The organism is Azospirillum sp. UENF 312511 (assembly GCF_058780635.1).
This window is the reverse complement of sequence record NZ_JBSNCG010000002.1, coordinates 457,622-484,417: the sequence shown is the minus strand read 5'-3', so window position 1 is coordinate 484,417 and position 26,796 is coordinate 457,622. Positions and strand designations below refer to the sequence as shown.

At 69.7% G+C, this 26,796-nt stretch carries 26 protein-coding genes; 9 read left to right on the top strand and 17 right to left on the bottom strand.

Annotation, left to right across the window (positions count from 1 at the left end):
* Positions 1 to 47: 47 nt before the first annotated feature.
* The 7 genes from ppdK to bioF form a co-directional block, all read right to left on the bottom strand.
* The gene (gene ppdK, locus ACWPN7_RS10585; RefSeq protein WP_492273281.1) at positions 48 to 2,741 is read right to left on the bottom strand and encodes a pyruvate, phosphate dikinase; all 2,694 of its coding nucleotides are present in this window, start codon (positions 2,739 to 2,741) and stop codon (positions 48 to 50) included.
* Between the two features lie 279 nt (positions 2,742 to 3,020).
* On the bottom strand, positions 3,021 to 3,728 hold the full coding sequence (locus tag ACWPN7_RS10580; protein ID WP_492273274.1) for a DUF2270 domain-containing protein: 708 nt from the start codon (positions 3,726 to 3,728) through the stop codon (positions 3,021 to 3,023).
* Positions 3,729 to 3,782: 54 nt separating this feature from the next.
* Entirely contained in the window at positions 3,783 to 4,775 is a 993-nt protein-coding gene (gene bioB / locus ACWPN7_RS10575; RefSeq protein ID WP_456530707.1) for a biotin synthase BioB, read from the bottom strand.
* A gap of 25 nt (positions 4,776 to 4,800) precedes the next feature.
* The gene (bioA, locus tag ACWPN7_RS10570) at positions 4,801 to 6,105 is read right to left on the bottom strand and encodes an adenosylmethionine--8-amino-7-oxononanoate transaminase (protein ID WP_459197331.1); all 1,305 of its coding nucleotides are present in this window, start codon (positions 6,103 to 6,105) and stop codon (positions 4,801 to 4,803) included.
* A complete protein-coding gene (gene bioD, locus ACWPN7_RS10565; protein ID WP_456530705.1) occupies positions 6,102 to 7,511 on the bottom strand; it encodes a dethiobiotin synthase in 1,410 nt (469 codons plus the stop codon). Before bioD ends, bioA begins: the two co-directional genes overlap by 4 nt.
* A complete protein-coding gene (locus ACWPN7_RS10560; protein WP_459197330.1) occupies positions 7,508 to 8,296 on the bottom strand; it encodes an alpha/beta fold hydrolase in 789 nt (262 codons plus the stop codon). The genes bioD and ACWPN7_RS10560 overlap by 4 nt, the downstream gene beginning before the upstream one ends.
* A complete protein-coding gene (gene bioF / locus ACWPN7_RS10555; protein WP_456530704.1) occupies positions 8,293 to 9,570 on the bottom strand; it encodes an 8-amino-7-oxononanoate synthase in 1,278 nt (425 codons plus the stop codon). The genes ACWPN7_RS10560 and bioF overlap by 4 nt, the downstream gene beginning before the upstream one ends.
* Here bioF and ACWPN7_RS10550 point away from each other — a divergent pair.
* Positions 9,569 to 10,000: a GIY-YIG nuclease family protein gene (locus ACWPN7_RS10550; RefSeq protein ID WP_051658770.1), complete on the top strand. Its 432-nt coding sequence runs from the start codon at positions 9,569 to 9,571 to the stop codon at positions 9,998 to 10,000. The two genes, bioF and ACWPN7_RS10550, sit on opposite strands and share 2 nt — an antisense overlap.
* A 93-nt stretch (positions 10,001 to 10,093) precedes the next feature.
* A complete protein-coding gene (locus ACWPN7_RS10545; RefSeq protein ID WP_456530703.1) occupies positions 10,094 to 11,230 on the top strand; it encodes a BMP family ABC transporter substrate-binding protein in 1,137 nt (378 codons plus the stop codon).
* Positions 11,231 to 11,233: 3 nt separating this feature from the next.
* Here ACWPN7_RS10545 and ACWPN7_RS10540 read toward each other — a convergent pair whose 3' ends face one another.
* Complete coding sequence (locus ACWPN7_RS10540; protein WP_137107204.1) at positions 11,234 to 11,944, bottom strand: RluA family pseudouridine synthase; 711 nt, start codon at positions 11,942 to 11,944, stop codon at positions 11,234 to 11,236.
* Positions 11,945 to 12,137: 193 nt separating this feature from the next.
* On the opposite strand from ACWPN7_RS10540, the gene ACWPN7_RS10535 reads away from it, so the two are divergent.
* From ACWPN7_RS10535 to galU, 3 genes are all read left to right on the top strand, one after another.
* Positions 12,138 to 12,884, top strand: a complete 747-nt coding sequence (locus ACWPN7_RS10535; RefSeq protein WP_040138142.1) for a hypothetical protein — start codon at positions 12,138 to 12,140, stop codon at positions 12,882 to 12,884.
* A gap of 33 nt (positions 12,885 to 12,917) precedes the next feature.
* Positions 12,918 to 13,658, top strand: a complete 741-nt coding sequence (locus ACWPN7_RS10530; RefSeq protein ID WP_176025266.1) for a DnaJ domain-containing protein — start codon at positions 12,918 to 12,920, stop codon at positions 13,656 to 13,658.
* A 133-nt stretch (positions 13,659 to 13,791) separates the two neighbouring features.
* On the top strand, positions 13,792 to 14,661 hold the full coding sequence (galU, locus tag ACWPN7_RS10525; RefSeq protein ID WP_040138141.1) for a UTP--glucose-1-phosphate uridylyltransferase GalU: 870 nt from the start codon (positions 13,792 to 13,794) through the stop codon (positions 14,659 to 14,661).
* 72 nt (positions 14,662 to 14,733) lie between these two features.
* Here the strand turns inward: galU and ACWPN7_RS10520 are convergent, their stop codons facing one another.
* Together ACWPN7_RS10520 and ACWPN7_RS10515 are read right to left on the bottom strand one after the other, a co-directional pair.
* Complete coding sequence (locus ACWPN7_RS10520) at positions 14,734 to 15,342, bottom strand: hypothetical protein (protein WP_040138140.1); 609 nt, start codon at positions 15,340 to 15,342, stop codon at positions 14,734 to 14,736.
* A complete protein-coding gene (locus ACWPN7_RS10515) occupies positions 15,339 to 15,899 on the bottom strand; it encodes a hypothetical protein (RefSeq protein ID WP_349620769.1) in 561 nt (186 codons plus the stop codon). Before ACWPN7_RS10515 ends, ACWPN7_RS10520 begins: the two co-directional genes overlap by 4 nt.
* A gap of 279 nt (positions 15,900 to 16,178) precedes the next feature.
* On the opposite strand from ACWPN7_RS10515, the gene ACWPN7_RS10510 reads away from it, so the two are divergent.
* Complete coding sequence (locus tag ACWPN7_RS10510) at positions 16,179 to 16,931, top strand: isochorismatase family protein (RefSeq protein WP_040138135.1); 753 nt, start codon at positions 16,179 to 16,181, stop codon at positions 16,929 to 16,931.
* A gap of 129 nt (positions 16,932 to 17,060) precedes the next feature.
* Positions 17,061 to 18,245: a pentapeptide repeat-containing protein gene (locus tag ACWPN7_RS10505; RefSeq protein ID WP_103039719.1), complete on the top strand. Its 1,185-nt coding sequence runs from the start codon at positions 17,061 to 17,063 to the stop codon at positions 18,243 to 18,245.
* A gap of 7 nt (positions 18,246 to 18,252) precedes the next feature.
* Here ACWPN7_RS10505 and ACWPN7_RS10500 read toward each other — a convergent pair whose 3' ends face one another.
* Both ACWPN7_RS10500 and ACWPN7_RS10495 read right to left on the bottom strand, forming a co-directional pair.
* Positions 18,253 to 19,245, bottom strand: coding sequence for a BMP family lipoprotein (locus ACWPN7_RS10500; RefSeq protein ID WP_103039718.1), 993 nt, complete (start codon positions 19,243 to 19,245; stop codon positions 18,253 to 18,255).
* Complete coding sequence (locus tag ACWPN7_RS10495) at positions 19,242 to 19,988, bottom strand: hypothetical protein (protein ID WP_492273273.1); 747 nt, start codon at positions 19,986 to 19,988, stop codon at positions 19,242 to 19,244. The genes ACWPN7_RS10500 and ACWPN7_RS10495 overlap by 4 nt, the downstream gene beginning before the upstream one ends.
* A gap of 169 nt (positions 19,989 to 20,157) precedes the next feature.
* Between ACWPN7_RS10495 and ACWPN7_RS10490 the strand changes: the two genes are divergently transcribed.
* Both ACWPN7_RS10490 and ACWPN7_RS10485 read left to right on the top strand, forming a co-directional pair.
* Positions 20,158 to 20,985 carry an SDR family oxidoreductase gene (locus ACWPN7_RS10490; RefSeq protein WP_040138131.1) on the top strand — a complete coding sequence of 276 codons (828 nt, stop codon included), beginning with the start codon at positions 20,158 to 20,160 and terminating at the stop codon, positions 20,983 to 20,985.
* A gap of 334 nt (positions 20,986 to 21,319) precedes the next feature.
* Positions 21,320 to 21,577: a hypothetical protein gene (locus ACWPN7_RS10485; protein WP_040138129.1), complete on the top strand. Its 258-nt coding sequence runs from the start codon at positions 21,320 to 21,322 to the stop codon at positions 21,575 to 21,577.
* Between the two features lie 85 nt (positions 21,578 to 21,662).
* Here ACWPN7_RS10485 and argE read toward each other — a convergent pair whose 3' ends face one another.
* The 5 genes from argE to ACWPN7_RS10460 are packed head-to-tail and all read right to left on the bottom strand — an operon-like array spanning position 21,663 to position 26,739.
* A complete protein-coding gene (gene argE / locus ACWPN7_RS10480) occupies positions 21,663 to 22,859 on the bottom strand; it encodes an acetylornithine deacetylase (RefSeq protein ID WP_459197327.1) in 1,197 nt (398 codons plus the stop codon).
* Positions 22,856 to 23,863 (bottom strand): ABC transporter ATP-binding protein, encoded by a 1,008-nt coding sequence (locus ACWPN7_RS10475; RefSeq protein WP_459197326.1) that lies wholly within the window; start codon positions 23,861 to 23,863, stop codon positions 22,856 to 22,858. The genes argE and ACWPN7_RS10475 overlap by 4 nt, the downstream gene beginning before the upstream one ends.
* Positions 23,860 to 24,849: an ABC transporter ATP-binding protein gene (locus tag ACWPN7_RS10470; RefSeq protein WP_459197325.1), complete on the bottom strand. Its 990-nt coding sequence runs from the start codon at positions 24,847 to 24,849 to the stop codon at positions 23,860 to 23,862. Before ACWPN7_RS10470 ends, ACWPN7_RS10475 begins: the two co-directional genes overlap by 4 nt.
* 13 nt (positions 24,850 to 24,862) lie before the next feature.
* Entirely contained in the window at positions 24,863 to 25,765 is a 903-nt protein-coding gene (locus ACWPN7_RS10465) for an ABC transporter permease (protein ID WP_040138120.1), read from the bottom strand.
* Positions 25,762 to 26,739, bottom strand: a complete 978-nt coding sequence (locus ACWPN7_RS10460; RefSeq protein WP_040138118.1) for an ABC transporter permease — start codon at positions 26,737 to 26,739, stop codon at positions 25,762 to 25,764. Before ACWPN7_RS10460 ends, ACWPN7_RS10465 begins: the two co-directional genes overlap by 4 nt.
* Positions 26,740 to 26,796 lie beyond the last annotated feature (57 nt).

Sequence of the window (26,796 nt, the reverse complement as noted above, 5' to 3'; positions counted from 1 at the left end):
CTCAACCCTGAAACGGCCCGCCCCGGTGAGGCGGGCCGTGGTCCGGATCAGTCGCGCTTCACCGTGTCGGCGTCGAGCGCCGCCTGGGCGGCCGCCAGACGGGCGATCGGCACGCGGTAGGGCGAGCAGGACACGTAATCCAGACCGACCTTCTCGCAGAAGGAGATGGAGGCCGGGTCGCCGCCATGCTCGCCGCAGATGCCGAGCTTGATGTTCGGACGGACCTTGCGGCCGCGCTCCGTGGCGATGGCGATCAGCTCGCCGACGCCGTCCTGGTCCAGCGTCTGGAACGGGTCGTGCTCCAGGATGCCCTGGCGCTGGTACTCCGGCAGGAAGGCGCCGGCATCGTCGCGCGACAGGCCGAAGGTCGTCTGGGTCAGGTCGTTCGTGCCGTAGGAGAAGAACTCCGCCGTCTCGGCGATCTCACCGGCCTTCAGCGCGGCGCGCGGCAGCTCGATCATGGTGCCGACCATGTACTCGAACGTGACGCCGGTCGAGTCCATGACCTCCTTGGCGACACGGTCGACGACCGCCTTGAGGATGTCCAGCTCCTTCTTGGTGCCGATGAGCGGGATCATGACCTCCGGCATCACCGTCTCGCCCGTAGTCTGGGAGACCTCGGCGACCGCGCTGAAGATGGCGCGGGCCTGCATCTCGTAGATCTCGGGGTAGGTGATGCCGAGGCGGCAGCCGCGATGGCCGAGCATCGGGTTGGCCTCGTGGAGCTGCACCACGCGGTGGTTCACCTTGAGCTGGTCGGTGCCGGTGGCCTTGGCGACCTCCGCCATCTCCGCCTCGGTGTTGGGCAGGAACTCGTGCAGCGGCGGGTCGAGCAGGCGGATGGTCACCGGCAGGCCCGACATGATCGTGAACAGCTCGGCGAAGTCCTTCTTCTGGAAGGGCTCCAGCTTGGCGAGCGCGGCGCGGCGGCCGGCCTCAGTCTCCGCCAGGATCATCTCGCGCACCGCCAGGATGCGGTCCGGGTCGAAGAACATGTGCTCGGTGCGCGACAGGCCGATGCCCTCCGCGCCGAACTTCCGCGCGGTGCGGGCGTCCAGCGGGGTCTCCGCGTTGGTGCGGATCTTCATGCGGCGCAGCGAGTCGGCCCAGCCCATCAGCGTGGCGAAGTCGCCCGACAGCTCCGGCTGGATCGTCGGCACCTGGCCCAGCATCACCTCGCCGGTCGAGCCGTCGATGGTGACGATGTCGCCTTCCTTGATGGTGACGCCGCGGACCGACATGATCTTGGACTTGTAGTCCACGCGCAGGTCACCGGCGCCCGACACGCAGGCGCGGCCCATGCCGCGGGCCACCACGGCGGCGTGGCTGGTCATGCCGCCGCGGGTGGTCAGGATGCCGCGGGCAGCGTGCATGCCGTGGATGTCCTCAGGCGAGGTCTCCACGCGGCAGAGAATGACCGCCTCGCCCTGGCCGGCCAGAGTCTCCGCCTCGTCGGCGGTGAAGACGACCTTGCCCGAGGCGGCACCCGGCGACGCCGGCAGGCCCTTGGCGATGACCTTGCGCTCCGCCTTCGGGTCCAGCGTCGGGTGGAGGAGCTGGTCGAGCGAGGCCGGATCGATGCGGCGCACGGCCTCCGCCTTGTCGATCAGCCCTTCCTCGGCGAGATCGACGGCGATCTTCAGCGCCGCCGGGGCGGTGCGCTTGCCGTTGCGGGTCTGCAGCATGAACAGCTTGTTCTGCTGGACCGTGAACTCGATGTCCTGCATGTCGCGGTAGTGCTTCTCCAGCGTGAGGCGGACCTCGTTCAGCTGGTTGAAGACCTCCGGCATGACCTCTTCCATGGCGGGGAGGTCGGACTTGTTGGCCTGCTTGCCGGCGATGGTCAGGTGCTGCGGCGTGCGGATGCCGGCCACCACGTCCTCGCCCTGGGCGTTGACGAGGTATTCGCCGTAGAAGGCGTTCTCGCCGGTGGACGGGTTGCGGGTGAAGGCCACGCCGGTGGCGCAGTCGTTGCCCATGTTGCCGAACACCATGCACTGCACGTTGACGGCGGTGCCCCAATCGGCGGGGATGTCGTGCAGCTTGCGGTAGGTGATGGCGCGGGCGTTCATCCACGAGCCGAACACGGCGCCGACGGCGCCCCACAGCTGCTCCTGCACATCCTGCGGGAAGGGCTTGCCGAGCTCGTGCTCGACGTCCTTCTTGTAGTCCTCGATGACGGCCTGCCAGTCGGCGGCGCTCAGGTCGGTGTCGAGGTTGTGGTTCTTGTCGCGCTTGTGGTTGTCCAGGATCTCCTCGAAGTGGTGGTGGTCAACGTCCAGCACCACGTTCGAGTACATCTGGATGAAGCGGCGGTAGCTGTCGTAGGCGAATCGGGCGTCGCCCGAGCGCTTGGCGAGGCCGGCGGCGGTCGCGTCGTTCAGCCCGAGATTCAGCACCGTGTCCATCATGCCCGGCATGGAGGCGCGGGCGCCGGAGCGCACCGAGACCAGCAGCGGGTTGGCCGGATCGCCGAAGGTGGCGCCCATGGCCTGCTCCAGCCCCTTCACCGCGGCTTCCACCTGGGCCTTCAGCTCCGGCGGATAGTTGCGGCCGTTGGCATAGAAATAGGTGCAGACCCCAGTCGTGATGGTGAAACCCGGAGGAACCGGGAGGCCCAGATTGGCCATCTCGGCCAGATTGGCTCCCTTGCCGCCGAGCAGGTTCTTCATGTCCGCCCGGCCTTCGGTGGCATCGGCACCGAAGCAGTAAACCCACTTGTTCTCGCCCTGGCTCGCCATCGTGAAATCCTCGTTCACCTCTATGGTCGTCCGGCCGTCGGCTGTGCGGGGAACCGGTGAAGATCAGCCCGGCGAACGGGTGTCCTTCTGGTATGACCGCGCAACCGCATCCGATGGAGCCCCTTCTAGCCCCCCGCGGAAGGAGAACACAAGACGATCCGTTGCATAGCGTGAGCGCGACGGTGCTGATCCCATTTATGCCACGGCGCGCAAAAGGGGCAGGCCGGACGGAAAACTACCCCTTATACCTTGCGCGAAAAGGGAAATTTGCCATGGCTCTCACGGCCCCCGCGCCAGATCGAGCACGGCGTCGGTGGCCGGCGGGGGCGGACGTTCGCGGTCGGCGCCGCGGCTGCTGCGGAAGGTCCGGAAGGCGATGGCCATCCAGGTGCCGTGAAAGGCGAGGCCGCAGAGCAGGACGATCTCCCCCGGCACCGGCCCGATGGTCGCCCGCGCGAACAGCTCGCCCAGGCTCGACAGCGGGACCGGGTGGATCATCAGCTTGCCCAGATAGGCCACCACCTGGATCAGGAAGATCCAGCCGTAGTTCCGCCGCAGCCGACGGCCCACAGCCTCCAGGTAGGTGATGTGCAGGTTGGGGTGCTGGTAGTCCTGGAACAGCGTCTCGTTCCAGCCCCGGGCGAACTGGTCGCCCTGGCCGCGCAGGATGGGGCCGAGGAAATACAGCTCCAGCACATGGGCGCGGATTCGCCAGAAGTCGAAGAAGCGGTAGCGCCGCGCCTCGATGTAGAGGAACACGGCGACCAGAAGCCCCACCAGCACCAGCGGCAGGGGGGAGGCGGTGGCACTGCTGAAGGTCAGCGACAGGGCGATCCCGGTGGTGACCACCGCCCAGTTGGTGGTGGCGTCCAGCCGGGTGCGCCAGACGGTGCTGCGGTAGATCTCGGCCCTGTAGAGATGCGACAGGGCCGTGACCTCGGCCGAGGTATAGTTGGTCTTGGGTGCTTTGGCGGCGATGTTGTCCATGCTCGGCGTCCTCCCCTGGCTTTTCTTGGCGCAGGGACCGGGGACGCCGGCGCGTCAGTGGGCGCCGCCGTCGGCCTCCAGCCCCAGCCGGTCGAACAGCCGCCGGTCGGCCTCATGCTCCGGGTTGCCGGTGGTCAGCAGCTTGTCCCCATAGAAGATGGAGTTCGCGCCGGCGTAGAAACAGAGCGCCTGACCCTCGTCGCTGAGCGAGCGGCGGCCCGCCGACAGACGGACGTAGGAGCGCGGCATCAGGATGCGGGCGACCGCGATGGTGCGGATGAACTCGAAGGCGTCCAGAGCGTCGACGCCGCCCAGCGGAGTGCCGGCGACCGAGACCAGCTTGTTGATCGGCACGCTCTCCGGCTGCGGCGACAGGTTCGCCAGGGTCTCCAGCAGGCCGGCGCGGTCCACCCGGCTTTCTCCCAGCCCGACGATGCCGCCGGAGCAGACCTTCAGCCCGGCGTCGCGGACGTTGGCCAGCGTGTCCAGCCGGTCGCGGTAGCTGTGGGTGGAGACGATCTGCTCGTAGAACTCCTCCGACGTGTCGAGGTTGTGGTTGTAGTAGTCGAGGCCGGCGTCCTTCAGCGCGTCGGCCTGCGGGCGGGTCAGCATGCCCAGCGTCATGCAGGCCTCCAGCCCCAGGTCCTTCACGTCGCGGACGATGTTCGCGAGCTTCTCGACGTCACGGTCCTTCAGCTCGCGCCACGCCGCCCCCATGCAGAAGCGGCCGGCGCCCGCCTGCTTGGCCTTCTCGGCGGCGGCGCGCACCTGGGCGCGGTCGAGCAGCTTCTCCGCCCCGACGCCGGTGTCGTACTTCACGCTCTGCGCGCAGTACTTGCAGTCCTCCTGGCAGCCGCCGGTCTTGATGTTCAGCAGGGTGGAGAGCTGGACCTTGTTCGGGTCGTGGTGCTGGCGGTGCGTCTCGTGGGCGCGGTGCAGCAGCTCCATGAAGGGCAGCACGAACAGGGCCAGGATGTCCTCGCGGGTCCAGCGCCGGGCGATGGTGGTGGAGGCGGAGTCCGCGGTCTGCATGGCGGTGTCGGGCATGATCGGTCCTCGGGGGAAAAGCGAATCAGAGAAGGGTATCGGCGGCGTCGCGGATCGCGGCGTAGGCGCGGTCCAGCTGCCCATCCGTCACGCAGTAGGGCGGCAGCAGGTATATCACGGGGCCGAGCGGGCGCAGCAGCAATCCCCGCTCCAGGAAGAAGCGCTTCAGCGTCTGCCCGACCGCGGCGGTGTAGCCCTGCGCGTCGGTCACCTCGATGGCGGCGATGGTGCCCATGACGCGCCCGCGCGACAGCTTCGGGTGGCCGGACAGGTCGGCGATGGCGGCGCGGTGCCGCGCCTCGATGCGCGCGAGGTTGGCGGCGGTCTCCGCCGAGGTGGTCAGCTCCAGCGAGGCCAGGGCGGCTGCGCAGCCCAGCGGGTTGGCGGTGAAGCTGTGGCCGTGGGCGAAGGCCCGGTCGAAGCCGGCGCCGAGGAACGCTTCGTAGATCGAAGCGCCGCAGGCGGTGACCGACAGCGGCAGGAAACCGCCGGTCAGGCCCTTTGACAGGCAGATCAGGTCCGGGGCGACCCCGGCCTTATGGCTGGCGAACAGGGCGCCGGTGCGGCCGAAGCCGGTCATCACCTCGTCGAAGATCACCAGACCGCCCGCCGCCCGCACCCGCGCCGCCATGGCCCGCAGGAACTCCGGACGGCAGAAGCGCATGCCGGACGCGCCCTGGACCAGCGGTTCGATGATGACGGCGACCAGCTCCGCCCCGTTGGCGGCCAGCCAGTGGTCGAGCCAGTCCAGCGCCGCCGCCTCCTTGGCCTCGACCTCCGGGTCGCCGTCCCAGGTGGCCGGGTAGGGCATGCGGTCGACGGCGAACAGCAGCTCCTGGAACGGCGCGTAGAAGCCGGAGCCGACCCCCGCCGCCATGGCGCCGAAGGTGTCGCCGTGGTAGCTGCCCTCGAAGGCGAGGAAGCGGCGGCGCTGGCCCTCGCCCTTGTTGCGCCAGTACTGCCAAGCGAGCTTCAGCGCCACCTCCACCGCGGTCGAGCCGTTGTCGGAGTAGAAGACGCGGTCGAGGCCGCCCGGCAGCACTTCCGCCAGCCGGGCGGCGAGGCGGGCGGCGGGGCTGTGGGTGAAGTCGGCGAAGATCACCTGCTCCAGCCGGTGCGCCTGCTCCGCAATGGCCCCGGCGATGGCCGGGTGGGCGTGGCCGTGCAGGTTCACCCACCAGGAGGAGATGAGGTCGAGGATTTCCCGCCCGTCCTCGGTGAACAGGCTGACTCCCTTGCCGTGAGTAACGGCCAGCGGCTCCGGCGCGGTCTGCGCCTGGGTGAAGGGGTGCCAGACGTGGCGGTGGTCGAGGACGATGGTGTCGGTCATGGAAACACGCTGTCGAAGGACGGAATGAGGGCCGCCGCTTCGGCGACGGTTTCGGCGTCGAGGCGGGGCAGGGTGGGGATTTCGGCCAGCACGCGGACCTTGCCGAACCGCTCGATGGCGGCGCGGTTGCCGGGGTTGGGCGGGCCGTTCAGCACCACCCCGGCCACCGCCAGCCCGCGCGCCCGCAGCGCTTCCAGGCTGAGCAGCGTGTGGTTGATGGTGCCGAGCGTGCTGCGCGCCACCAGCACCACTGGCAGGCCGAAGCGGGCGATCAGGTCGATGATGAAGACGTCCTCCGTCACCGGCACCATCAGCCCGCCGGCCCCCTCCACCACCAGCGGACGGTCGGTGTCGAGCAAGGACAGCGCGTCGGGGTCGATGGCGACTCCCTCCAGCTCCGCCGCGGCGTGGGGGGACAGCGGCTCGGCCAGGGCGTAGGCCGGGGGGTGGACGCGCTCCACGGGCAGGGCGGCGAGGGCGGTGACCGTGGGGGTGTCGCCGGCTTCGTCCTTCAGGCCGGTTTGCAAGGGCTTCCAATAGGCGGCGTCCCAGGCCCGCGCGAGCACGGCGGAGACCAGCGTCTTGCCGACGCCGGTGTCGGTGCCGGTGACGAACACCCCGCGGGGCTGGGCGCCGTCCTTGCGGAACAGGCCGTAGGCGATGTGATGGGTCATGGTCAGTCCTTCCGGCCGTTCCAGCCGGCGCAGCACGCGGCGCAGGGCGCCCGGAGGCAGGGGGCGGCGGCCCTCCGCCGGCAGATGGGCGCCGATGCCCTTCAGTTCGGCCAGGAACTCCAGCCCGTCGGCGTGACGGCGGAGCAGCCGCTCCTCCTCCACCGATCCGCTGCCCCCGGCGGGCCACAGCCGGTCGAGGGCGTGGCGGGTGGGGTAGGGGGGAATCCCGGTCTCCAGCCCCAACGCATGGTGAGCCTCCCGCCACTCCCGGAAACTGTCGGCGGCGAGTGTTGCGACGGCGATTCGCCCACCGGGCGCCAGCAATTCTGCCCAGCGCGCCAGCGCGGAGGCGGGATCGCGGAACCATTGCAGGGCGAGGCTGGATACGATCAGGTCGAAGGGGGCGTCGAGGTCCGGCTGTTCCCCGTCCACGATCCGGAAATTGGAATCGGTCGGGTCGCCCAGCGCGGCGCGGCAGCGCGCCAGCATGTCCGGCGACAGATCGGTGAGCAGCCAGTCCGCCGGTCCGATCCGCTCGCGCAGGGCGCGGCTGAGGAAACCGGTGCCGCAGCCGATCTCCAGCACGCGGGGGCGGGGCGGCAAGGGGAGGTGGGCGACGCGCTCCGCCAGACGCTCCGCCGCGATGCGCTGCACGGCGGCGTGTTCCTCGTAGGAAGGGGCGGCCTTGCCGAAGGCGGCGGCGATGGCGGCCTTGCGCGGGTCGGCGGTCATGCCGTCAGTCCGGCGGCGAAGGCGGCGATCCGCTCGGCGCACCAGCCCGGCGCGGTCAGCGGCAGCAGATGCCCACCTTCGGGGTGCCACTCGACCGAAATCTGACCGCATCCACCATCCCCTCTCCCCTCTGGGGAGAGGGTTAGGGTGAGGGGGTTGCGCAATGCCTGATCGTCCGGTTCCCCGAGAACCCCCTCACCCGGCGCCTTCGGCGCCCCCCTCTCCCCGGAGGGGCGAGGGACAGAGTGGTCGCGAAACGCCTGTTCGGTCATGGCCGGGGGGACGATGGGGTCCTGCGCCCCCGCCAGGGCGAGCGCCGGACCAGTGAGCGCAGCGCGGGCGTCCCAGTCGCGCAGCGCCCGCAGCGCCTCGCCCAGCCGGGCCGCATCCAGGCCCTCAGGCGGTGGGACCTCGCAGCCGCAGCGGCGCAGAAAGTCGGCGGTCACCGCCTCCGGCGCGGTGTGGAAGCGGGCGATCATGCGGTCCAGCAGCCGGCGCGGCGTGGCGGGGGTGAAGCCGTCGCCCTCGGTGAAGCGGGGGAAGCCGTTGACCAGCACCAGCCCGTCCCAGGCGAAGGGCCGCTCGTGCAGCAGCCACAGCCCCCCGAAGGAATGGCCGACCGCGATGACGGGGCGCCCGCGGGGAAGTGCGGGAATCGATGGCGGGCCGTAGAAGCCCAGATCAATCGCCACGCTCTTGCCCTCCGGAAGGGCGGCCCGCACACCGTCCCAGATGGTGGGGCCGAAGCCCCAGCCATGGACGAGGACGAACAGCGGCGCGTTCATCGCGGGCTCCAGGCGTCGGCCACCGCGCTCATCAACGTCTCCAGGTCGGCGTCCGTGTGGGCGGCGGACAGGGCGAAGCGCAGGCGGCTGGTGCCCGGCGGCACGGTCGGCGGGCGGATGGCGATGCCCAGGATGCCGCGCTCCTCCAGCCGCCGGCTGAGCGCCAGCGCGTCCTCCTCCGTGCCGGTGATGGCCGGGACGATCTGCGTGCTCGACCCCGCCGTGGCGATGCCCAGCCCGTGGAAGGCGGCGCGCAGCCGTTCGGCCATGGCCTGGAGCCGGGCACGCTCCGCGTCCAGCGTCGGCACGAGGTCGAGCGCCGCGTCCATCGCCCCCAGCACGGCGGGCGGCAGGGCGGTGGCGTAGATCAGCCCGCCGCAGCGGTTCACCAGATAGTCGCAGAGCGCTCTCGACCCCGCCACATAGGCGCCGAAGCCGCCCAGCGCTTTGCTGAAGGTGCCCATGGCAAGGTCCACGCGCCCGCCGCCCAGCGCCGCCAGCCCCATCCCGCGCGGGCCGAGCACGCCGGTCGCGTGCGCCTCGTCGAGGTACAGGAAGGCGCCGTGCCGCTCCGCCAGCGCGGCCAGCGCCGGCACGTCGGCGCGGTCGCCGTCCATGCTGAAGACGCTCTCCGTGACGATGAAGCGCGTGCCCGGCTCGCCCGCGCGCTGGGCCAGCAGGGTTTCCAGATGATCGAGGTCGTTGTGGCGGAAGCGGATCTGCCGCACCCCGGCGGCGGCGCAGCCATGGTGCAGGCTGGCGTGGTTCAGCCGGTCGGTGAAGACCAGGGCCTCCGCGCCCAGAAGTTCGCGGTCGAACAGGGCGGGCAGGACGGCGGCGTTGGCCTGCCAGCCGGAATTGAACAGAAGCGCGGCCTCCGTGCCCTTCAGCCGGGCGAGCTTCGCCTCAACCTCCGCGTGAAGCTCCAGCGTGCCGCAGACGAGGCGCGACGCCGTCGCCCCGGCACCCCAGCGCCGCGTCCAGTCGCCGGCGCGCTCCACCAGCAGCGGATGGGAGGCGAGGCCGAGATAGTCGTTGCTGGAGAAGTTCAGCAGCGTCCGCCCGCCGCGCCGGATGCGCCCCGCCCCCTCCGGGTGCACGGGCAGCAGGGAGCGGCGCGTGTGGCGCCGGTCGAGGCGGTCGAGATGCTGGCGGAACAGCGGATCGAGCAAGGACATGATGCGGGCGTGATAGCAGAGCGCGCCGCTGGGGCGAAAGGTCCGATTAACAACCGGTGCTCCGGCGCCCCGACGGCGGTAGACTGGCGTGGCCATGCCGCCCGATCCGCAATTCCACGACCGTCCCGACACCCTGCCGCCCGAGCCCGGCGCCTATGTGCTGCTGATCGCGCTGGAATGCGAACTCCCGCTTCGCCTGCCCGGCAAGCCGGAGCGTGTGCTGACACCGGGCCGTTATCTTTATTGCGGCAGCGCGCGGGGGCCGGGCGGGCTGCGGGCACGGGTCGGGCGCCATTTCCGCCATGGCAAGCCGGAGCGCTGGCACATCGACCGGCTGACCGCGGCGGGCCGGATGCTTGGCGCCTGGATCGTTCCCGGCGGCAACGAATGCGCCCTGGTCGCGGCGCTGTCCGGCCTGCCGGTGCCGGTTCCCGGCTTCGGCAGCAGCGATTGCCGCCGCTGCGCCAGCCATCTGCTGCATTGGCCGGACGGGGCGCCAATTCCGCTGCGCAATGCGCCGTTTTGAGGCTCCGGACGGGCTCTGGCGCGGGAATTGAGGCGAATTGCTTGGTTCGACCGCCATCCGGAGGTTATAGTCCCCCGTCATCGGGAGGCGGGCATGAAGACATTGACCCATAACCGCCGGGATGTCCTCCGGGCGTTCGGGGCCGCGGCCATGCTTCTGACGGCGCCCCAGGCGTTGGGGCAATCGGCACCCTCGGCACCGTCCGCCCTTGGATCGCCCGACTTGGGAGTCGGCGTCCTTTATTGCGGCGACCGCGGGGATTTCGGCTTCAACCAGGCCCATGCGGAGGCCGCCCGCGCCCTGACCGGTCTGCCCGGCCTGCGGCTGGAGGAGCGGGAACACGCCGCCGGTACGCTGGCCGCCACGGCGGAGGAGCTGGTCGGCCCCGAGGGCTGCCGGATCGTCATCGTCACCGCCGCGGGCGACGCCCTGCCGGGGCTGCTGGCCCAGGCCGACGCCCACCGCGACACGGTGTTCCTGTTTTCCGGCGCACCGCTGGACCGCGACCGGCTGCCGATCAACACCGGTTTTTTTGAAGGCTATCTGGAGGAAGCGCAGCACATCTCCGGCCTCGTCGCGGGCTACGCCAGCCGGGCCAAGACGATCGGTCTCGTCGCTTCCCACCCCGCACCGGACGTGCTGCGCTGCGTGAACGCCTTCGCGCTGGGCGCCCGGCGCGCCGATTCCGCCACCGCGCTGCGCGTCGCCTTCGTCGGCGAGGCGGCGACGCCGCGGCAAGTCGCGGAGGCCGCCCGCGCCCTGGCCGACGGCGGGGCCGACGTGCTGGCCGCCCAGCTCGACGGGGCCCGCCCGGTCTGCGAGGTGGCGGAGGCCCACGGCATCCTGTGCTGCGGCCTGCACACCGACCTGTCGGCCTTCGCGCCGCAGGGCTTCCTGACCGGGGCCGAATGGGCCTGGGAGAAGGCCTACGCCGAGACCGTCGCGCTGATCGCCGCGGGAAAGCCGTGGAAGCATTTGCGCCAGGGCGGCTTCGACCAGGGCTTCGTCCGCAACACCGCCTATGGTCCGGCGGTGGGGGTGGAGGCGCGGGCCCACGCCGACGCGGCGCGCATGCAGCTTGCCAACGGCAACGCCGCCGTCTTCCGCGGGCCGATCCAGGACAACACCGGACGGACGGTGGTCGCCAAGGGCAAGGCGCTGCGTGGCGGCGACGCGGAGCTTGGCCGGATGGTCTGGCTGGCCGACGGCGTCACCGAGGTCGGGCGCTGACTGTTACGTCCCGCTTCGTTCGGTCCAGCCGCAGGCGATCAGCGCGTCCCGCATGTGCGGCGGAGGCGGTGCCACGGCGGTGACCGGTTCGCGGTCAAAAGCCATGGTGAAGGTGACCGACCGCGCCAGCAGGTGCAAGTTTCCCGGCGGCACGCGCACCGGACCGTAATAGGGCTCTCCCACCAGCGGGCAGCCGATGGCCGCGCTGTGGACGCGGAGCTGGTGGGTGCGCCCGGTCCGCGGCCGCAGCTCCAGCCATGCCCGCCCGTTGCCGGTTCCCAGCACCTTGTATTCGGTGACGGCGGGCTGGCCGGTGGGGTGCGTCACGATGTTCCAGGCGCCGGGGATCAGCAGCTTCAGCAGCGGGAAGTCGATGACCCCCTCCGCCGTCTCCGGGATGCCCTCGCTGATTGCCCAGTAGGTCTTCTCGACATGGCCGGCGGCGAACATGTCGCCCAGCCGCTTCAGCGCCCAGAGTGACCGGCCGAGCACAAGGCAGCCCGCCGTGTCGCGGTCCAGCCGGTGGGCCAGCCGCGGCGGCGTGCCGTCCCCCTCCGCCAGGAAAGGCAGGTAGAGGTCGAGATGGTCGGTGATCCGCCCGGCCTTGTGCACGGCCAGCCCGGCGGGCTTGTCGATGATGAAGACGTCCTCGTCCTCGTGCAGGATTCGGGCGCGCAGCGTGGTGGGGGTGAAGGTGGTACCGGCGTCGCTCATGGGCGCCACCCAAGCACGGCGCGGGGAGAGGGGCAAGCCCGCCGGCGGCTCCCGCGTCGCGGAACCACATCGGCGGACGCTCTGTTGCCCAACGGGCGGCGCCGTGGACAAGTCTTGGACAAGTCTGGACCCATGCCGCCGCGCCGCCCATCTTTACGGAATGACAGATCACCGTGGCGAGGGGATACGGGCGATGGCTGAACGCGACAATCTGCCGGCGCAGCAGCGGTCCACCCAGACCGAGGTGGACGATTTCCTGAGCCGTGTGGCGGCCCTTCCACGGGCGACGGGGGGGCCGCGCGGGCGTCTGATGTTCGCCATGGACGCCACGGCCAGCCGCGAGCCGACCTGGGACCGCGCCTGCCAGATCCAGGGCGAGATGTTTCAGGCGACCTCCGCGCTGGGCGGACTGGACATCCAGCTCGTCTACTACCGGGGGTTCCGCGAGTGCCAGGCCAGCCCCTGGGTGGGCAACGCGCAGGACCTGCTGCGGCGGATGACCGCGGTGTCCTGCATGGCCGGCCAGACCCAGATCGCGCGGGTGCTGGGGCACTGCATCAAGCAGACACGGGACCGCAAGGTCAACGCCTTGGTCTTCGTCGGTGACTGCATGGAGGAGGACGTCGATCAGCTCGCCCATCAGGCGGGCCAGTTGGGACTGCTCGGCGTCCCGGTCTTCATCTTTCACGAGCGTGGGGACCTGATTGCCAAACGCGCCTTCCAGACGATCGCGCGGCTGAGCGGTGGCGCCTATTGCCCGTTCGACGGCTCGTCCGCCCAGCAATTGCGGGACCTGCTGAGCGCGGTCGCCGTCTATGCGGCGGGCGGCCGGGCGGCGCTGGAGCATTACAGCCGCGGGCGTGGCGACGCGGTGCGGCTGCTCACCAGCCAGCTCGGGAGCGGTCAGGGGGGACGCGGGGGGCAAAGCCATGCATCATAAAGCAGGATTTGGCTAGAGATGGGGCAGAGCGGGATGTTTGGGTTTTTTCTCCTGGGCATCGCTCTGGTGGCCGGCTTTGCCATGCTGGCCCGTGTCTTCGTGTCCGCGGACCCGCGCACGCTGGCCACGGCGGTGCGTTATGGCGGCATCGCGCTCGCGGCCGTGACGGTTGTCGTCCTGACCCTGACCGGACGGCTCGGCACCGCCATGATGCTGGGGGCATTGGCCTTTCCGCTGCTGACGCGCTGGCGGACGCTGCGCGACGCCTTCCGCCCGTCGTCCTATGGAGCCTCCTCGGGCAGCGGACAGACCTCGCAGATCGAGACGCTCTATCTGCGGATGACGCTGCAGCACGACACCGGGGCGATGGCGGGGGAGGTGCTGCACGGGCCGTGGCGCGGGCGGACGCTGGAGTCGCTGACCCTGGGGCAATTGCTGGCGCTGCTGGACGAGTGCCGGCGCGACGATGCGCAATCGGCCTCCGTGCTGGAGGCGTGGTTGGACCGCGCCCATCCCGACTGGCAAGCCGCTGAAGAGCAATCCGCCGGACGCGCGAACGATGCCGGTTCGGCGGGCGGCGGCGGTGGTCGTGGCGGCGGTTCCATGACCCGCGACGAGGCCTATGAGATTTTGGGGTTGTCGCCCGGCGCCACACCCGAACAGGTAAAGGACGCCCACCGACGGCTGATGATGAAAGTGCACCCAGATCATGGGGGGTCCACCTATTTGGCAGCCAAGATCAACCAAGCGAAGGATTTGCTGCTGCGCAACTAACCTTTTGCCGGGTTACGGAAGGGGAGTTGCGTCACCGAATTGCCTGTGGCAGAAAGCTGGACGAGCGTTTTGCAAACCTGCGAATCGTCTCCATATTCGAAGTATTTCCTCAAGCAACCACAAGAGAACCCCAATGCGAAAGCCTGTGCGCAAGGTGGTGTTCCCCGTCGCCGGTCTCGGTACGCGCTTTCTGCCGGCGACCAAGGCGATTCCAAAGGAAATGCTGCCTTTGGTCGACCGGCCTCTGCTTCAGCATGCCGTGGAAGAGGCGCGGGCCGCCGGCATCGAGGATTTCGTGTTCGTCACCGGCCGCAGCAAGCGCGCCATCGAAGACCATTTCGACACCGACACGGAACTGAACCGCACCCTTGAGGAGCGCGGCAAGCAGGACGCCCTCGAGGTGGTGCGCGACAGCGAGATCGCGCCGGGCCGCTGCTTCTACACGCGTCAGCAGGTTCCGCTGGGCCTTGGTCACGCGGTGTGGTGCGCGCGGGCGGTGATCGGCAACGACCCCTTCGCCATCGTCCTGCCCGACGACTTCGTCCAGGGCGACACCCCCTGCCTGAAGCAGATGGTCGACGCCTACAACGAGGTGGGCGGCAACGTCGTCGCCGTCGTGGACGTCCCGCGCGAGCGGACCAGCAGCTACGGCATCCTGGATGTGGAGAAGGACGACGGCCGTCTGGCCACCGTGCGCGGCCTCGTCGAGAAGCCGAAGCCGGAAGAGGCGCCCTCCACCCTGTCGATCATCGGCCGCTACATCCTGCAGCCGGAGGTGTTCGATCATCTGGAGAAGCAGCAGCGCGGCGCCGGCAACGAGATCCAGCTGACCGACGCCATGGCCAAACTGATCGGCACGCAGCCCTTCCACGGCCTGCGCTTCGAAGGCACCCGCTACGACTGCGGCGACAAGGTCGGCTTCATCGAAGCCACGCTGGCCCACGCGCTGCGCCGTCCGGACATGGCGGACAAGGTCCGCGACATGCTGCGCAAGTACTGCTGAGGCGGACGGCCCGCGGGGAGGGGCGCCGTCCTTTCCCCGCGGGCCAGGCTGCTTTCGCTGGCTGTATGCTCGTCAACGGCCGCCGGCGGCCCGGCGGGGAGGCCGTGCGGCTTCCTCCGGCGGGGCGGAGCGGCGGAAGGTGCTGAGTTCGGGGATGCGGTTCACCGACAGGCCGGCAACCCGGCAGGGCACCACCTCCAACACCTGGAATCCGGCCTTGCGCGGGTAGCGGGCGCTGACGCGCTCGCGCACCTCCCGTTCCGTTTCGGCGGTCAGGAGACAGCGGCGGATGCCCAGCCAGCCGCGCTGGCCGGTCATCACGGTGGCGTCGCTCGGCACATGACGTACCGCGGCTTCCCAGAACCGGCCCGGACGGGGTTCGGAGCGGTCGAACACGTGATAGCGCACGACCGGCGCGGTCTGCCTCGCCTCCAGTTCGTTCAAGGCGGCCTGCATGTCCTGCTCCGCCTTCTGGGCGCGCTTCTCGGCCTCGGCGTGCTTCTGAGTAACCTGGGAATAGGCGGTGGCGATGTCCTCCACGTCCTTCCCAACCTCCTCCATCTTCTCGCGGATGCGCAACTGGCCCTGCCGCAGACCTTCCAACTGCCGCCGCCAGTAGCGGTTGGACAGCACCGTCAGCACCATCAGCCCAAGGCTGAGATAGAGCATCATCCCGGTCATGCCGCCGCTCCTTCCGCGTCGGGGTCGGGCGCCTGGGCGAGCGGGACGACAATGGTCGGCAGGACGCCGTTCTTCACGGTGAAGGCGACGCGCGCCATCGCCGCCGCCTGATCGACGGAATAGGTCCAGACATGGGCGACGTTCGGATAGCTCCAGATCTGGCGGGCGAAGATCACGTCGCGCCGTTCGATGGCGGGGAACTCGTCCTGCACGCTCAGCCGGACCCAGAAGGCGCTGGCCTCCTCGCCGTCGCCCAGTTCATGGACGAACTCCACCTTGGTCAACTCCAGGGCCCTGATCTCCGACAGTGCCTTCTGCCGTCGCCCGTTGCATTCGGTATAGCGGGCCTGGAAGGCGGTCATTTCCTCCTGCCGCTGCTCCAGCTTGCGGGTCCATTCGCCCAGTGCCGTCTTCTTCCGGTCGTGCTGGCGCATCATCATGGTCTGGCGCGCCTTCTCCGACGTGATCTGCCCGACGTCGATGACGATGGACAGGCCGAGCGCCGCGGCGCTGGTGACCAGCAGAAGCATGCCCAGGAACTCGGCCGATGGAACCATTGGTGTACCTTATGGTTGCGGCGGAAGCTTCGCGTCTCCTTCATTGAGGACCGGGAGCCACGACTTGGCACCGCGGTATTCCGTCGCACGGCCCGCCGCATGCAGACAGGAATATGTCGCGCGGTTGCAACAAACGGTCGATCGGGCTGAATTCCATTGATCTTTTCGGACCCATGCGCAAGCGTTCGGCCACAATGTCGCAGCGCTTGGACACAGTCCTGAAATGTTGCGCGCCCCTGGTCACAGGACTGACATTTCCACCGTTCGAAGGGAGGACCCATGCTGGACCTGATGACTCGCAGCGACGAGGCGCTGGACACCATCCGCCGCACCTTTCCGGTGGCGCTCGGCGATTACGCGATGCCCGCCGGGGGCACCGGGCTGGTGATCATCGACGAGGTGAAGGGGTTCGCCGCCGTCGGTTGCGGTCCGCTCGCCCCGGCGGCGCCGAACGCCCAGGTCGACCGCATGATCGCCGAGACGGACCGTCTGGCCCGCCGCTTCGCCGGGGCCGGCTGGCCGATCTGCGTCTCGCTGGATCGCCACGCCCCGGACAAGCCGGAACCGCCCTATCCCCCGCATTGCCTGATCGGCACCGGCCATGACGAGCTGGTGTCCGAACTGGCTTGGCTCGAGTCGGAGCCGTCGGCGACCCTGATCGCCAAGGATTGCATCAATTTCTTCATCGGCGCGACCGAACTGGGCGCGGATGGCAAGGCCGGGCGCAACCGGCTGGTGGACTGGGTCAACGGCAACCGGCTGGTGTCGGTCGTCACCGTCGGCATCTGCACCGACGTGTGCGTGATGGACTTCGTCCTGACCCTGCTGTCTGCGCGCAACCACGGCATGATGCCGACGCTGAAGGACGTGGTGGTCTACGAGCCGGGCTGCGCCACCTACGACCTGCCGGCGGAGACGGCGCGGGACCTCGGCCTGCCTGAGACGGCGGCCCACCCGCAGGAGCCGGCGCACCACATGGGGCTCTACATGATGGCCTCGCGAGGCGCGCTGCTGTCCGACACGCTGCGCTGAGGCAAGGCAAATCAGGGCTTTCGCTTTTTCCAGGCGGCTCTGGTAACATCCCAGCGTGGCAAGGGTCCCGATCGTTCAACCGGCGCGCGGTGCCGGCGGAAACGGCTGGACGGCGCGGAGGCGTCGCACGTGGAAGAGCGATATCTGAGGGCGATCCGCAACGCGCTGGTCAAGCATCAGCAATGGCTGACGCGCGACCCCAGCATGAAGGGGCGTTGCGCCGACCTCAGCTTCCACAACCTGTCGGGCCTGGGGCTGCGCCGCATCAACCTCAGCGGCGCCAAGCTCAGCGGTGCGAACCTGAACAGCGCCCGGCTGTCCGGGGCCGTTCTGGCGCGCACCGACCTGTTCGGCGCCGACTTGTCCAAGGCCGATCTCACCGGTGCGTCGCTGGAGGGTGCCGACCTGCGCGGCGCGCGGGTGGAGGGCGCCTTGATGGAGGAGGCCAACCTGCGCGGCGCCGACCTGCGCAAGGGCATGATGCTGGGCGCGGACGAGCGCAAGCCGGCGGGCAACGCCGACGGCAGCACCACCTTCATCGGGTCCAAGATGGCCCGCGCCATCCTGTCCGACGCGCGTCTGGCGCAGTGCGACTTTTCCGGTTGCGATCTCTGCGGCGCGACCTTTTCCGGCAGCGACATGACCGGAACCATCCTGATCGGCGCCAATCTGATCGGCGCGGTGATGGAGCGGGTGGAAATGCAGGGCGCCCTGCTGTGCGGCGCCCGGCTGGACGACGAGTTGCGCCAGACGCTGGAGCGGCGCGGCATCGACGTCGACGGCACCGGTCTGGTCAGCCTTGCCGGGCGGATGGCCGACAGCATTTCCGCCCACCAGCTCTGGGTCGAGCGCAACGCCGCCGCCGGGCAGCGGCTGGAGATGCAGCGCGTCGATCTGCGCGGCTACAACTTCGCCAACCAGCTCCTGGCCGGCAGCGTGATGCGCTTCTGCGGGCTGCGCGGGGCGGATTTCTCCGGGGCGAAACTGGTCATGGCGGATCTGTCCTATTGCGACCTGCGCGAGGCAGACTTCACCAGCGCCGACCTGTCCGGCTGCAACCTGCGCGGTGCCAATCTGGCGGGGGCCAAGCTGTGGCGGGCGCGGCTGCGCCCGGTGGACCTCGCCGGGGACGGCAGCCGCCTGTGGCCGACCAACCTCGCCGAGGCCAGCCTGACCGGCGCCGATCTGCGCGACACCAGCCTCGCCCGCGCGATCCTGCACGGCACCGACCTGACGCGCGTCCGCGCCACCACGGAGACTCTGCGCGGCGCCGACCTGAGCTTCGCCGTCGGAGTCGAACCGCAATACGCCTGAGTGGGCGCTACACGGCGTCTGCCACCCGGATGCGGCCCTGGATGATGGCTTCGCGCGCCTCCTCCAGCCGGTCCTTCATGGTGGGGGTGACCAGCGCGCGGTTGTTGTCGTCCAGCGCGTAATCGACGCCGCGCTCGGCCAGCCCCAGGGCGCGCGGGCCGGGGGTCCAGGCGCCGCTGCGGCCCTCCCCGAAGGCGCGCTCCACCGCCAGATCCACCCGCTTCAGCATCGAGGTCAGGATGGTGCCGGGGTAGAGGTGGTTCTGGTTGCTGTCCACCCCGATGGCAAGGCGCCCGCCGTCCTTGGCGGCGGCGAAGATGCCGAAGTTGGAGACGCCGGCCCCGGCAAACACCACGTCGGCGCCGCGCTGGAACTGGGCCTTCGCCACCTCCGCCCCGGTGGTCGGGTCGTTGAAGGCGGCGGGGGTGGTGCCGACGAAATTGACCAGCAGGCCGATGTCCGGGCGGGCGTGGCGGGCGCCCTGTTGGAAGCCGGCGATGAACTTGCGGATCAGCGGGATGTCCAGCGCCCCGATGAAGCCGACGGTTCCCGTCCGCGAGGCCATGGCCGCCAGCATGCCGACGAGGAAGGACCCCTCCTGCTCCTTGAAGGTCACGGACTGGACGTTCGGCGCCTCCACCACCGCGTCGACGAGGGTGAATCGGACGGCGGGGTGTTTCGGCGCGAGGCTGGCGAGCGGGGCGGCGTAGTAGAAGCCGATCAGCGCGAGGTCGGTCACGCCGCGGCGCAGCAGGGCGGCCACCGCCTGCTCGAACTGCGCCGTGCTGGCCGGCAGATAGTCGCGGTAGGCGACCCCGGTGGCCTCCTTGAACCGTTCCGCGCCGGTGAAGGCGCCCTCGTTGAAACTCTTGTCGAATTTCTGGCCGACCGCGTAGAGCAGCCCCGGCGCGAAGTCCTGCGCCCGCGCCGGAGCGGCCAGCGTGGCGAGGCCGCCGGCACCGAGCGCCAGGACGGAACGGCGGGAGAGATGGGTCGTCATCGGGCGGGCTCGGTGGTCAGGATTTCGGACACCAGCGCCGCGTGCCGCGCCCGCAGCGGGGCGAGGGCAGGGCTGTCGGGCTGGGGCGGCTGGAGGACGAGCCGCGCGTCGGCGCGCCCGGTCGCGGCCAGGGCCGCGCCGGGGAAGGCGTCGGCGGCGCGGCGCAAAAACTCCGCGAAGGCCTCGTCTGGGAGGCCGCTGTAGGGCGTCCCGCCGTCGCTGCGCAGATTCAGGAACAGCAGCGTATCGCCGAAGGCGGTGTAGCCGCCACCCAGCCCTTCATGCTCCGCCGCGGCGGCGAGGAAGAAGCGCAGGGCGCGGTCCGGCGTCAGGCTGCCCGCGGGAAAGCGGACCAGGGCGTAGCCGGTGGCGCCGTCGGCGCTGTCGAAATCGGCCACCAGGACGCTGTCCTGTTCGAGGCTCCAGGCGATGGCCCTGGCCAGACGGTCGGCGGGACCGTCCTCCAGCCGCAGGGTCAGGTGGAGCGACGGGTTGGTGTGGAGCCGGTAACCGCCCATCCGCAGGTCGGCGACCGCGCCCGCTCCATCCAGGCCGGCGGCGTCGAGGATGGCCGGCAGCAGCTCGGTCCGGGCGCGCTCGGTCAGGCGTTGCCGCGCCTCGTAGGACGCGCCGGACGGGGCGCCCGCCGGCACGGCCTCGAAGAACAGATGCTGCGCCACCACCTGCGCGAAGGCGGGCGCCGTGGCGAGGATCAGCGCGAGGGCGAGGGCAAAACGGCGCACCGGCTGAGACTCCCGAACGAGAGGGGCGAGCGCAGTCTAGACGGGATGGCAGCATTGACGCATAGGTCAATTAAATGACGCATGCGTCTGGACGAGTCCTGGGGAATGTGTGCTAGCATCGCCGATAACCGGCCGGCTGCGGCGGAAGAACCATGGGGAGGAAAGCAACATGACGGACGCGCGCACGCTGAAGGGCAAGACCCTGTTCATCACCGGCGCCAGCCGGGGCATCGGCAAGGCGATCGCGCTGCGCGCCGCCCGCGACGGCGCCAACGTCGTCATCGCCGCCAAGACGTCGGAGCCACACCCCAAACTGCCCGGCACCATCTTCTCCGCCGCGGAGGAGGTCGAGGCCGCCGGTGGCAAGGGGCTGCCGATCCTCTGCGACATCCGCGACGACGCCCAGGTCGCTGAGGCGGTGGCCCGCACGGTGGAGGCGTTTGGCGGCATCGACATCCTGGTCAACAACGCCAGCGCGATCAGCCTGACCGGCACGCTGGACACGCCGCTGAAGCGTTGGGACCTGATGATGGGGGTCAACGGGCGGGGGACCTTCGCCTGCTCCCAGGCCTGCCTGCCGCATCTGCTGAAGGCCGAGAACCCGCACATCCTGACCCTGTCGCCGCCGCTGAACCTGAACCCGCGCTGGTTCCAGCACCACACCGCCTACACCATCGCCAAATACGCGATGAGCCTGTGCACGCTTGGCATGAGCGCCGAGTTCCGCGGCAAGGTCGGGGTGAATTCCCTGTGGCCGCGCACGATCATCGGCACGGCGGCCATCGCCATGCTGAAGGGCGCCGCCGAGTTCGACAATTGCCGCAAGCCGGAGATTCTGGCCGACGCCGCCCACGCCATCCTGACCCGCGACGCCAGGACTTGCACCGGCCACTTCTTCATCGACGACGAGGTGCTGGCGGAGGAGGGCGTCACCGACCTGGAGCCCTACGCGGTCAAGCCGGGCGCTCCGCTGGCGCCGGACATCTTCCTGGATTGAGGGTGGTCTAAGGTAGCCGTGGAGCACCGTGGGGGCATGCCCACGGCTACCCCTTTTGCGTCTCGTGAACGCTCTTGGCGCAGAGCAGCGTTCCCACGATATCACAAGCATCGGCCGCCGATTTCGATTACACTGCGGTTTGTTTGCTCCCCAAATCGAAAGGGACCCTTTTCGCCGATCGGCTGATCCCCGGATTCAATCCGCCAACCGGCAAGTGTCCGCACGTCCCTTTCCAGCTTGTTTTCACACACCGTCCGGTTGGGGCGGAGCGGATGCTCGAACAGCGTCAAACACTGAGCTTGTCCCAGAACAATCGGTTCATTCCGGAGCTCTTATGACCATCGAGCTGCACACCTTTACCGTTACCCTGAATCACTCGGAAGCAACGGCGTACAAGAGCTTGGCCGAGCATCGGGCCTGGGTCCGCACCGCGGTGTCCGACCTGTCGGAGGTGCTGCGCACCGCCGGCATGGGCGCGGAGGCCCGCCTGCGCGGGCACGACCGCTGCGGTCACCTCGTCGTCGAGGCGACCGACACGGGTGTGAACTTCCTGCGCACCCTGCCGGCCATCGTCAGCGTGGAGGTCCACTGACCGGCGAAGCGCAACGGTCTACGGACAGTTTTAAAAGGGGCCGGAGCGGCAACGCTCCGGCCCTTCCGCGTTAAAGCCCTATTTGTCACAGCCCCTTCTTCGCGGCGTCCCTCAGCCGGTGCAGGAAGCGCTCGGCGCGGGCGAGTTCGCTCAGCTCTACATACTCGTCGGGCTTGTGGGCCTGCTCGATGTCGCCGGGGCCACAGACCACGGCGGGGATGTTGGCGATGCTGGTGAACAGCGCGCCCTCCGTGCCGAAAGCCACCTTGCCATGGCCGTTCTGCTCGGCGAGGTTCTTGACCAGCGTCACCTCCTCCGACTCCGGCGGGGTGTCGAGCGCCGGGCTGTCCGACAGGGTTTCCCAGGAGAAGCCGGCATCCGGACGGACGGCGCGCATCTCCGGCTCCAGCGTCTTGGCGAAGTCCCGCAGCTCCTTCAGCATCGGCGCCACGGGGTGGTCGGCGAGATGCCGGATCTCGAACTCGAAGGAGGCGTCGGAGGGGACAATGTTGCGGGCCGTGCCGCCCTCCATCACTCCGGTGTGCACCGTGGTGAAGGGCACGTCGTAATCGTAATCGAACGGCCCCTGCTCGGCGAAGCGGCGGCCCATGCCGCGCAGGAAGGACACCAGTTCCGCCGCATACTCCACCGCGTTCACCCCCTGCGGGGCGAGCGAGGAGTGGCAGGCGTGGCCGTGAACGCGGCAACGCAGCGCCACCTTGCCCTTGTGGCCGACGATCACCCGCATCCGCGTCGGCTCGCCGACGATGCACAGGCGCGGCTTGACCGCCATCCCGGCGAGCTGGGTGAGCAGGCCGGGCACGCCGAGGCAGCCCAGCTCCTCGTCGTAGGAGAAGGCGTAATGGACCGGCGTCGTCAGATTGGAGGCCAGGAAGTCCGGCGCCATGGCCAGCGCCGCCGCGATGAAGCCCTTCATGTCCGCCGTGCCGCGCCCGAACAGCTTGCCGTCGCGCTCCGTCAGGGTGAAGGGATCGCTGGACCAATCCTGGTCATCCACCGGCACCACGTCGGTGTGGCCGGACAGGCAGACGCCGCCGCGGTCCATCGGTCCGATGGTGGCGTAGAGGTTGGCCTTGGTCCGCTCCTCGTTGAACACCAGCGTGCTGGACACCCCCAGCGCCGCCAGATGGTCGCGGATGTAGTGGATCAGGTCGAGGTTGGAGTTGCGGCTGGTCGTGTCGAAGGCGATCAGGTCGCGCAGCAGCTCCAACGTGCGCGGGCTGCACGCGGATGGGCCGGCGGGATCGGGTGAGGGCATCATGGACCTGTGGTTTCGTTCAGGTGGCAGGCGGACCAGCGCCGGGGCGCGATCGCGCGCAGGGCCGGGCGTTCCGCCGAACAGCGTGGCATCGCGTGCGGGCAGCGCGGGTGAAAGGCGCAGCCCGACGGCGGGTCGAGGGGCGATGGGATCTCTCCGCGGATCGGCGCGAACCGCCGCTTCTCCACGGACACGCGCGGCGCCTCGTCCAACAGCGCCTTGGCATAGGGATGATTGGGTTTGTCGAACAGCTCCGGTGTCGGGGCCAACTCCACGATCCGTCCAAGATACATGATCGCGGTGCGGTCGGAAATGTGTTCCACGACGCCCAGGTCGTGGCTGATGAAGAGATAGGTCAGCGACAGCTCTTCGCGCAGGCGCATGAACAGGTTGATGATCTGCGCCTGGATCGACACGTCGAGCGCCGCGACGGACTCGTCGCAGACCAGCACGTCCGGCTTCACCGCCAGTGCGCGGGCGATGCCGATGCGCTGCCGCTGCCCGCCGGAGAACTGGTGCGGGTAGCGCCGCAGATAGGCGGGGTCCAGCCCGACCTGCCGCAAGGTCGCGGCCACATAGTCCTCCGCCTCCCTCCGCGGCACCAGCCCATGGACCACCGGCGCCTCGCCGACGATGTCGGCCACGCGCAGGCGCGGGTTGAGCGATGCCATGGGGTCCTGGAAGACCATCTGGATCTTCAGGTTGGCGTGATGGCGGTCGGCCGGGGACAGCTCCCACAGGTCGCGGCCGCGCCAGCGCAGGGTGCCGGCGCTGGGCGGCAGGATGCCGGCGACCATGCGGCCCAGCGTGCTCTTGCCGCAGCCGGATTCGCCGACCAGCCCGACCACCTCGCCCTCGGCGATGGACAGGTCGACGCCGCTGACCGCCTGCACCGCCCGGTCGTCGATGGCCGCCCCCAGCCGGCGGGCGAAGCGCTCCACCACGTCCAGCTTGCGCGAGAAGCGTTTGGTCAGCCCATTCAGCTCGATGATCGGGGGAGTGGTCATGCGGCGTCTCCCCGCGCTTCGGCCGCGACGGGGTTCCAGCAGCGCCAAGCGCGGTCCTCCCGCTCCCCCGCCAGTTCGGGCATGGTCGCGCAGGCTCCGCTGGACCGGTCGCAGCGCGGGCGGAAGGCGCAGCCCTCCGGCAGGTCGAGGACGGAGGGCGTCATGCCGGGGATCGAGCGCAGCGGCACGCCGCGCCGGTTGCGGCTGGGCACCGATTCCAGCAGGCCGCGGGTGTAGGGGTGGCGCGGGGTGCCGATGATCTCCGCCACCGTCCCGGTCTCCACCACCCGGCCCGCGTACATCACCGCCACCCGGTCGGCCAGCGCCGAGACGACGGCGAGGTCGTGGGTCACCCAGATCAGCGCCGTCCCCGTTTCGCGGCAGAGCTTTTGCACCTCGAACAGGATCTGCGCCTGGATGGTCACGTCGAGCGCGGTGGTCGGCTCGTCGGCGATGATCAGGTCCGGGGAATGGAGAAGGGCGATGGCGATGGCGACGCGCTGGCGCATCCCGCCGGAGAACTGGTGTGGGTAGGACGCCAGCCGCTCGTCGGGCGAGGCGATGCCGACGCGGGCCAGCGCCCGGCGCGAGCGCTCCCAGGCCTCGGCCCAGCCGACTTTGTCATGAGCCCGCACGGCCTCGACCATCTGGGTGCCGATGCTCAGCACCGGGTTCAGCGTCATCATCGGGTCCTGGAAGATCATGGCGATGCGCCGCCCGCGGATGGCGCGCAGCCGCTTCTCCCCGGCGCCCACCAGATCCTCGCCCTGGAACAGCACCCGGCCGCCGACCACCCGGCCCGGCGGATCGACGAGGCCGAGGATGGATTGCCCGGTCACCGACTTGCCGGAGCCGGACTCCCCGACCAGCCCGAGGATCTCGCCGCGGTCGAGCCGCAGGTCGACCCCGTCCACCGCCTTCACGGTGCCGGCGCGGGTGAGGAAATGGGTCTTCAGCCCGTCCACGCGCAGCAGGGGTTCGGTCATCGCGTGCCCCCTCTCAATGGTTGAGCCGCGGGTTGAGGACATCGCGCAGCCGGTCCCCCACCAGATTGATCGCCACGATGGTGATCAGCAGGGCGAGGCCGGGGAACAGGCTGACCCAGTAATCGCCCGACAGCATGTACTGGTAGCCCGACGCGATCAGCATCCCCAGCGACGGCTGGGTCACCGGCACGCCGACGCCGAGGAAGCTCAGCGTCGCCTCCAGCGCGATGGCGTGGGCGACCTGCACCGTCGCCACGACGATAAGCGGCGGCAGGCAGTTGGGCAGTAGGTGGCGCATCATGATCCGCCGGTGGGGCAGGGCAAGACATTGCGCGGCCTCGATGTATTCCTTGCGCCGTTCCACCAGGGCGGAACCGCGGATGGTCCGGGCGTAGTAGGCCCACTGCACGGCGGCCAGCGCGACGATCACCTTGTCGACCCCCTTGCCCAGCAGGGCCAGCAGGATCAGCGCGATCAGGATGGCCGGGAAGGAGAGCTGGATGTCGACCAGCCGCATGACCAGCCCGTCCACTCGGTCCCCCGCATAGGCGGCGAGCAGCCCGACCGCCACCCCGACAGCGAGCGCGATCAGCGTGGCGACCACCCCGACCAGCAGGCTGGTGCGCAACCCGAAGACGATGGCCGACAGCATGTCGCGCCCCTGGTCGTCGGTGCCCAGCCAGTAGGTCCAGCCGCTGCCGCCCAGCGACCCCGGCGCCATCATACCGTCGAGGATGTCGAGTTGGGCGAGGTCGTAGGGGTCCTGCGGCACCACCCAGCGGGCGAGCAGGGCGGCCAGCACGATCAGCACCAGCGCCGCCAGACCGGCCAGCGCCGTGCGCGACCGCGCGAAGTCCCGCGCCAGCCGCAGGAAGGGCGTCTCGACCGGCGGGGCCTTGGCAACGACGCTGCTCATGCCCGCCCTCCGCCCAGCCGGATTCGCGGGTCGAGCAGCGAATAGACCAGATCGACGATCAGATTGATGACGACGAACAGCAGCACCGTCACCAGCAGGTAGGCAATCACCACCGGCCGGTCGAGCTGGAGGATGCTGTCGATCAGCAGCTTGCCCATGCCCGGCCAGGCGAAGACCGATTCCGTGACCACCGAGAAGGCGATGACGCTGCCAAGTTCCAGCCCCAGGACGGTGACCACCGGGATCATGATGTTCTTCAGGATGTGCACCCCGACCACCCGCGCGGGCGCCAGCCCCTTGGCGCGGGCGAACTTCACATAGTCCTGCAAGGCGACCTCCCGCGTGCCGGCGCGGGCCAGACGAATGACCAGCGACAGCTTGAACAGGGCCAGATTGACGGCGGGGAGGATCAGATGGGCCAGCCCGTCGGCGGTCAAAAAGCTCCACTGCACGCCGAGGAGGCTCGCCGTCTCGCCGCGTCCGCCCGCCGGCAGCCAGCCCAGAGTCACCGCGAAGGCCATGATGAGCATCATGCCCACCCAGAAGGTGGGCAGCGAGAAGCCGAGGATGGAGCCGGTCATGATGACCCGCCCGGCCATGCTGTCGGGCTTCAGCCCGGCCCACAGCCCCAGTGGGATGCCGAGAACCACCGCCACCAGCATGGCGCAGAGCGCCAGCTCCAGCGTCGCCGGGAAGCGTTGCAGCACGAGGCCGAGCGCCGGCACCCCATGCACGAAGCTGGTGCCGAGGTCGCCGCCGAGCGCGCTGTCCACGAAGCGCAGGAACTGCTCGTGCATGGGCTTGTCGAGCCCCAGCCGGGCGATGGCGGCGGCGCGTTCGAACGCGTCGGCCTCGGGGCTGATGAGCACGTCGATGGGGTTGCCGATGGCGAAGATGCCGGCGAAGACCAGCACCGACATCGCCACCACGACGACTGCGCTCTGCGCCAGCCGCCGGAGGATGAAGACAAGCATGGATTTTAACCCCTTAACCCTCTCCCCTCTGGGGAGAGGGTGGCCCGGAGGGCCGGT

Bases quoted from the DNA above. Each gene is read 5' to 3' on its own strand.
- ACWPN7_RS10550 (WP_051658770.1), top strand. From the start codon at position 9,569: ATGCCGCCCGATCCGCAATTCCACGACCGTCCCGACACCCTGCCGCCC.
- ACWPN7_RS10535 (WP_040138142.1), top strand. From the start codon at position 12,138: ATGGCTGAACGCGACAATCTGCCGGCGCAGCAGCGGTCCACCCAGACC.
- ACWPN7_RS10530 (WP_176025266.1), top strand. From the start codon at position 12,918: ATGTTTGGGTTTTTTCTCCTGGGCATCGCTCTGGTGGCCGGCTTTGCC.
- ACWPN7_RS10500 (WP_103039718.1), bottom strand. From the start codon at position 19,245: ATGACGACCCATCTCTCCCGCCGTTCCGTCCTGGCGCTCGGTGCCGGC.
- bioF (WP_456530704.1), bottom strand. From the start codon at position 9,570: ATGGCCACGCCAGTCTACCGCCGTCGGGGCGCCGGAGCACCGGTTGTT.
- ACWPN7_RS10515 (WP_349620769.1), bottom strand. From the start codon at position 15,899: ATGGTTCCATCGGCCGAGTTCCTGGGCATGCTTCTGCTGGTCACCAGC.
- ACWPN7_RS10510 (WP_040138135.1), top strand. From the start codon at position 16,179: ATGCTGGACCTGATGACTCGCAGCGACGAGGCGCTGGACACCATCCGC.
- galU (WP_040138141.1), top strand. From the start codon at position 13,792: ATGCGAAAGCCTGTGCGCAAGGTGGTGTTCCCCGTCGCCGGTCTCGGT.
- ACWPN7_RS10545 (WP_456530703.1), top strand. From the start codon at position 10,094: ATGAAGACATTGACCCATAACCGCCGGGATGTCCTCCGGGCGTTCGGG.
- ACWPN7_RS10460 (WP_040138118.1), bottom strand. From the start codon at position 26,739: ATGCTTGTCTTCATCCTCCGGCGGCTGGCGCAGAGCGCAGTCGTCGTG.
- bioB (WP_456530707.1), bottom strand. From the start codon at position 4,775: ATGCCCGACACCGCCATGCAGACCGCGGACTCCGCCTCCACCACCATC.
- ACWPN7_RS10485 (WP_040138129.1), top strand. From the start codon at position 21,320: ATGACCATCGAGCTGCACACCTTTACCGTTACCCTGAATCACTCGGAA.
- ACWPN7_RS10560 (WP_459197330.1), bottom strand. From the start codon at position 8,296: ATGAACGCGCCGCTGTTCGTCCTCGTCCATGGCTGGGGCTTCGGCCCC.
- ACWPN7_RS10470 (WP_459197325.1), bottom strand. From the start codon at position 24,849: ATGACCGAACCCCTGCTGCGCGTGGACGGGCTGAAGACCCATTTCCTC.
- ACWPN7_RS10465 (WP_040138120.1), bottom strand. From the start codon at position 25,765: ATGAGCAGCGTCGTTGCCAAGGCCCCGCCGGTCGAGACGCCCTTCCTG.
- argE (WP_459197327.1), bottom strand. From the start codon at position 22,859: ATGATGCCCTCACCCGATCCCGCCGGCCCATCCGCGTGCAGCCCGCGC.
- bioD (WP_456530705.1), bottom strand. From the start codon at position 7,511: ATGACCGCCGACCCGCGCAAGGCCGCCATCGCCGCCGCCTTCGGCAAG.
- ACWPN7_RS10540 (WP_137107204.1), bottom strand. From the start codon at position 11,944: ATGAGCGACGCCGGTACCACCTTCACCCCCACCACGCTGCGCGCCCGA.
- ACWPN7_RS10580 (WP_492273274.1), bottom strand. From the start codon at position 3,728: ATGGACAACATCGCCGCCAAAGCACCCAAGACCAACTATACCTCGGCC.
- ACWPN7_RS10490 (WP_040138131.1), top strand. From the start codon at position 20,158: ATGACGGACGCGCGCACGCTGAAGGGCAAGACCCTGTTCATCACCGGC.
- ppdK (WP_492273281.1), bottom strand. From the start codon at position 2,741: ATGGCGAGCCAGGGCGAGAACAAGTGGGTTTACTGCTTCGGTGCCGAT.
- bioA (WP_459197331.1), bottom strand. From the start codon at position 6,105: ATGACCGACACCATCGTCCTCGACCACCGCCACGTCTGGCACCCCTTC.
- ACWPN7_RS10475 (WP_459197326.1), bottom strand. From the start codon at position 23,863: ATGACCACTCCCCCGATCATCGAGCTGAATGGGCTGACCAAACGCTTC.
- ACWPN7_RS10520 (WP_040138140.1), bottom strand. From the start codon at position 15,342: ATGACCGGGATGATGCTCTATCTCAGCCTTGGGCTGATGGTGCTGACG.